Below are 6,195 nucleotides of genomic sequence, written 5' to 3' on the forward strand. Positions count from 1 at the left end.
CTACATCTCGGCGGTCGTCGGGCAGTTCCTCGAGGCTTTCGTCGAGGATGGTCACCGTGTCGAGGATGCCCTCGAAATCGCCCTGCAGGTGGACGGAGGGCGCTTCCGCCCATTCGGCGCAAGCCGCCGCCACGGCCACCAGGTGGCCTGCGAGATTGCCGCTGTCGACCGCCGAGATGTAGAGCGGATAGAGCGGCTTCAGCGTGGTCGTATCGTACCAGTTGAAGAGATGGCCGCGGTCGCGCGGCATGCTCTCGATGGTCGTCATCGTCGCGTCGATGCGGGTGATCGCGTCGGACAGGCTGATCCAGCCGAAGTCGCGCGCCGAAACCACCGACAGCAGATAGACGCCGATATTGGTCGGCGAGGTGCGCGGCGCCACCACCGGCGCCGGGCTTTCCTGGAAATTGTCGGGCGGCAGATGGTGATGCTCGGCCGTCACGAAGGTCTCGAAATAGTGCCAGGTGCGGCGCGCGATGGTGCGCAGCGTATGGATGTCGGCGGCCGAGATGCGCAGCCGGTCCTCGGTCTCGGCCGAGCGGCTGATCCAGCAGGCGACCGCCGGCGAGCCGATCCAGAACAAGGCGAAGAAGAAGGCGACGAAGGCGCCGGTGGAATCGGCAAGCACGGGGATGGCAAGGCCGACGACACCGATGATCACCGCGCCGTACATCATGCCGTAATAGGCGGCGAGGTCGCTGCCGCCGCTCTTGTGCGCCTGCGAAGCGGTGCGCCATTCGAGCAGGTTCTGCCGGCTGACGAACAGGCGGTAGAGCGTGCGCACGATGGCATCGCCCATCATCCAGGCGAGATGCGCCATCAAAAGCACCTTCAACGCCACCAGGGCGGTGCCGAAGATGGTGTCGCGCGCCAGCGCCGAGAAATGGCCGCGCGGCGTCTGGTCGCCGCTCTTGGGCAGGATGCCGTTGACGATGTCGAAGGTCGGCGCCATGAACAGGCTGAGGATCAAGAGCGCCTGCCATTGCGCGGCCTGGGTGAAGGGCAGCAGCGTCCAACCGGCGATCGCCGCCATCACCCAGAAGATCGGGGTGAGCGAGCGGCGCAGATTGTCGACCATCTTCCAGCGCGACAGCGCCGGCACGCCGGAGCGCGGGTCGAGGATGAAGCCGAGAAGCTGCCAGTCGCCCCGCGCCCAGCGATGGTGGCGCGACGCGTCGACCGAATAGCGGGTCGGATAGTCCTCGACCAATTCGACGTCGGTGACCAGGGCCGAGCGCGCCAGCGCGCCTTCGAGCAGATCGTGGCTGAGGACGGTGTTTTCCTCGATGCGGTCCTTCAGCGCCGCCTCGAAGGCATCGACATGGTAGAGGCCCTTGCCGGTGAAGGAGCCATCGCCGAAGACATCCTGGTAGACGTCGGAAACGGCGAACACATAGGGGTCGAGGCCACGGTTGGCGGAGAAGACGCGCTGGAAGAAGGAGGCGTCGTCGCCGCTGGTCAGCGAAGCAGTGATGCGCGGCTGCAGAATGGTGTAGCCGGCGGTGACGACGCGCTTGGCGGCGTCGAAATGCGGGCGGTTGAGCGGATGGCAGAGCTTGCCGGCCAGACTGGCCACGGCATCGCGGGTGGTGCGCGTGTCGGCGTCCAGCGTCATCACATGGACGACGTTTTCCGGCAGCGGCACGTCGAGCGGCAAATAGGTGGTGTCGCTATCGCCGCGCAGCAGAAGGTTCAGCTCGTGCAGCTTGCCACGCTTGCGCTCCCAGCCCATCCAGCAGCCTTGCGCGGCGTTGTAGAGCCGGCGCCGGTGCAGGACATAGAAGAGCGGCGCGCCTTCGGTGGGATAGCGGGCGTTGAGCCTGGCGATCTCGTCACGCGCATATTGCAGAATCTCGATGTCGGCGGCATCGATCTCGGTGTTCGAATCCGGCCAGTCCGAAAGCAGCGCGAAATGGATTTCGCCCGCCGAATTGGCGAGATGATGCACCTCGATGTTGCGGATGTTTTCCTCGACATCGTCGCGCGAGCCGATCAGCGAGGGCACCACGACCAGCGTGCGCGCCTCGGCCGGCACGCCATGCTTGTAGTCATAGCCGACCAGCCGCGTCGGCTTTAGGAACAGCGACGCGACGGTGTTGAAGAAGGCGAGCGCGCCTTCCGAGGCCGGCACGGCGAACAGGGCCAACATCAGGACGATGGACGGCAGCGACAGGCCGAGATGGTCGAGGGCGTTGCCGGCGAGCGCCAGCAGCAGCACCGTCAGCGCGAAGACCGGCACGACGACGCCCAGCCAGCCAGTGCTGGTGAAGGCGCGCTTGGCCGTGACACTGATGGTCGGCCGGTAGCCGATCGCCTTTTCCAGCTCCAGCCGACGCGGGCCGACAAGGAAGAAGCCGACATCGGTATGCACCATGCCGTCGGCGTCGGTCGCTTCGGCCTGGGGGACCTCGGCGCCGGAGGCGTCGGCGATGACAACATGGCCGGCAAGTTCGATGGCCTTTTCGGCAACGCGGAATTCGGAGAGCTCCGAGCGGCGCGCCAGCTCTTCGATGGCCGTGCGATACTGGTCGCGCGAGAAGAAGTCGAGCGCGGCGAAGTCGGTCTTCTCGCGCAGCAGCGTATCGATGCGGCTGACGCCCTCGAACCAGACAGTCCAGTCGACGTCGTTGATGAGGCGCAGGCCACGGATGATGTTGCCGGTGGTGACATTGCCGCTGGACAGCGTGTGATGCTCGGAGATGATGATCTCCTCGGCATCGGAGCCGCTCTTCTCCAGCTCGCTTTCCAGCCATTCCAGCGCCCGGCCGGCGTTCTGCGAACCGTCGCGCAGGCGGTAGAGCAACTGGGTGGCGAAGGTGGTGTCCTGCGCATGGGTGCCGTAGTGCGACAGGATCTTCTGCCGGTCGGCATTGTCGTCGGTCGCCAGCACACGGTCGGCGACCTCGTTGGCGATCTGGCGCATCTGCCTGGTGCGGTTGACGCGCACGGCTATGCGGCGAAGATTCTCGATCAGCACGAAGCGCAGCAGCGACGGCAGCGCCCAGAGCTCGCCGATCTTCAGCGGCTCGACCGACTGGAAGCCCTCGACGATCGCCTTGAACATCGTCGCCGAGACGGAGCTGTCGGAATGCGCGACATAGGTCCAGGCCAGCGCCAGGGCGCGCGGCACACTGGTTCCGTCCGCCAGTTTCAGCGTCGGCAGCTGGCGGTAGAAGCGGCGCGGCAGGTCGCGCTTGACCTGAAAGATCGTCTCCTCGACCAGATAGTTGTTGTCGAGCAGCCATTGCGCCGCCGGCGTGATGGTTTCGCCCTTGGCCTGCGCGGCATTGGTCGAGCGGTAGACCTCGAGGATTCGCTTGGCGCTGTCGCGGATGCGGCCCTGGAATTCGAACGGCGCCAGGCCGAACAGATCCTTGACGTCTCCCTTGGCGAGACCCGCGCCAAGCTCACGCAGCCGGTCTTCCGGCATGAAATTGGAGCGTATCGGCGCTTCGGTGATGACCGGAAAGCTGGCGCTCGTGAGTTCGATTTTGGCGGGATTCGTCTGTATGTTCATTTATAATTCCGTATGGCGGGCACGGTGCGGCGTCCCCGCCACGGCAATGGCCCTAAAACCTGCTCAAATGCAATTGGTTGCATGTCAACTTAGGCCGAAAGTTCGTTTTCCGCACCACCCAGGGCGTCATCTCTCAGCAACGCGGTGGACGAGCGCCCCACGCTCCCCGTCCCATATCTGATCGAGGCAAGGAATCCGGCTTTTTCGTGATGCGGGCAAGAGCTTACGCCAATTTTCGCCGGCGTCGCGATCATGTTTGGCAACAGGCGTTAATGGTTGCTGCCAGCCCGATCGATGCGGATCACGAACAGGATCGTGCTGGCGGCCGGCTCCAGGCGCTGTCTCGAGGCGCCTCGATCCAGCACCAGCGCATCGAGCGGGCCGAGGCGCTCGGGAGCGTCGCCGGCGAGCACGATCTCGCCATCGAGGGGCAGCACAAGGGTCGTGTCCGCCCTGGCCTCGATTTCCAGAGGCGCCGCGACCGTCAGCCGCTCGACGGTGTGCTTCATGCGGCCGCGCCGGGTCATGACATTGAGGTCGGTGATCGGGCCGGAGATCAGCGCGGCTGCGGTCGGCACATCGGCGGCAAAGGAAAACGGGGCGGAGGGCCCGGTCAGTTCAGCCGGCGTTCCGCCGGCAATGTCGAGCACGATGCCCTGCCCTTCCAGGACGCAAAGCGTGCGGTCGATGCCGGCAAAGCTCGAGAACGGCCCGCCCGTCTCGACGCGCGCCATGGAGACGCGCCAGTCGAAATCGTCAAGGCCGGCGCCGTCGGGCGAAACAGTGATTTCGGTCGTCGTGCCGCCGCCGTTCTTCCACGGCATGACGCGGTAGCCGGCGGCACGAAGGATGCGCATGCTCAGCCCAGTATGCCCGGCAGGTTGAGCTGGTGCTCTTTGGCGCACTCGATGGCGATGTCGTAGCCGGCATCGGCATGGCGCATGACGCCGGTCGCCGGATCGTTCCACAAAACCCGCTCCAGGCGCTTGGCGGCCGCCGGCGTGCCGTCGGCGACGATGACCATGCCGGAATGCTGCGAAAAGCCCATGCCGACGCCGCCGCCATGGTGCAGCGACACCCAGGTGGCACCCGAGGCGGTGTTGAGCAAGGCGTTGAGCAGCGGCCAGTCGGAAACGGCGTCGGAGCCGTCCTTCATCGCTTCGGTCTCGCGGTTGGGCGACGCGACCGAGCCGGAATCGAGGTGATCGCGGCCGATGACGACCGGTGCCTTGAGCTCGCCCTTGGCCACCATCTCGTTGAAGGCGAGGCCGAGCCGATGGCGATCGCCAAGGCCGACCCAGCAGATGCGTGCCGGCAGGCCCTGGAAGGCAATGCGCTCGCGCGCCATGTCTAGCCAGTTGTGCAGGTGGGTGTTACCGGGGGTGAGCTCGCGCACCTTGGCGTCGGTCTTGTAGATATCCTCCGGATCGCCCGACAGAGCCGCCCAGCGGAACGGGCCGATGCCGCGGCAGAACAGCGGGCGGATATAGGCCGGTACGAAGCCGGGGAAGGCAAAGGCGTTCTCGAAGCCCTCTTCCTTGGCAACCTGGCGGATGTTGTTGCCGTAGTCCAGCGTCGGCACGCCGGCGTTCCAGAACGCCACCATCGCCTCGACATGCTCGCGCATCGACGCGCGCGCCGCCTTCTCGACCGCCTTCGGATTCGAGACGCGCTTCTCGCGCCACTCGGCCATGGTCCAGCCCTTCGGCAGATAACCGTTCACCGGGTCATGCGCCGAGGTCTGGTCTGTGACCATGTCGGGGCGGATGCCGCGCCGGTACATTTCCGGCACGATCTCGGCCGCATTGCCGAGCAGGCCGACCGACTTCGCCTCGCCGGCCTTGGTCCAGCGCTCGATCTTCTCCAGCGCCTCGTCCAGCGTCTCGGCCTTCTCGTCGACATAGCGGGTGCGCAAACGGAAATCGATCGAGTCCGGGTTGCATTCGATGGCGAGGCAGCAGGCGCCGGCCATGACGGCGGCCAGCGGCTGGGCGCCGCCCATTCCGCCGAGGCCGGCTGTCAGGATCCACTTGCCCTTGAGGTTGCCGCCATAGTGCTGGCGGCCGGCCTCAACGAAGGTCTCGTAGGTGCCCTGGACGATGCCTTGCGTGCCGATATAGATCCAGGAGCCGGCCGTCATCTGGCCGTACATCATCAGGCCCTTCTTATCGAGCTCGTTGAACTTCTCCCAGTTCGCCCAGTGCGGCACGATGTTGGAGTTGGCGATCAGCACGCGCGGCGCATCGGCATGCGTGCGGAACACGCCGACCGGCTTGCCGGACTGCACCAGCAGCGTCTCGTCGTCGCCGAGCGTCTTCAGCGAGGCGGCGATGCGGTCGAAATCGTTCCAGGTGCGCGCGGCACGGCCGATGCCGCCATAGACGACCAGCTCGTTGGGGTTTTCAGCGACGTCGGGATCGAGATTGTTCATCAGCATGCGCAGCGGCGCCTCGGTCAGCCAGCTGCGGGCGTTGAGCTCGGCGCCGCGCGGGCTGCGGATTTCGCGGATATTGTGACGAGGATTGGTCATCATTGTCCCTTTCGAGTAAGGCGGCGCGTTAGCGCCCGGCCCAGTCAATGGCGGTTTCGAGAATGGTCTTCAGCGTGGCGCGGATCGGCGCCGCGTATTCGGGGTCGTAGGGCACCGGCCAGTTGTCCGGCGCGCCCCTGCCTTCGGG

Annotated in this window: 2 protein-coding genes and 2 pseudogenes; all 4 read right to left on the reverse strand. The window is 65.8% G+C overall.

Going from position 1 to position 6,195, the window contains the following annotated elements:
• Positions 1-3,517: pseudogene (locus tag EN738_RS29175) on the reverse strand (DUF3131 domain-containing protein); the annotation flags it as partial.
• A 269-nt stretch (positions 3,518-3,786) separates the two neighbouring features.
• Entirely contained in the window at positions 3,787-4,374 is a 588-nt protein-coding gene (locus EN738_RS29180) for a HutD family protein (protein WP_127286673.1), read from the reverse strand.
• Between the two features lie 2 nt (positions 4,375-4,376).
• A complete protein-coding gene (hutU, locus tag EN738_RS29185) occupies positions 4,377-6,047 on the reverse strand; it encodes a urocanate hydratase (protein ID WP_127286674.1) in 1,671 nt (556 codons plus the stop codon).
• Positions 6,048-6,075: 28 nt separating this feature from the next.
• Positions 6,076-6,195 (reverse strand): annotated as a pseudogene (locus EN738_RS36505) (N-formylglutamate deformylase); the annotation flags it as partial.

The organism is Mesorhizobium sp. M4B.F.Ca.ET.017.02.2.1, assembly GCF_003998955.1.
GTDB classification, from domain to species: Bacteria; Pseudomonadota; Alphaproteobacteria; order Rhizobiales; family Rhizobiaceae; genus Mesorhizobium; species Mesorhizobium abyssinicae.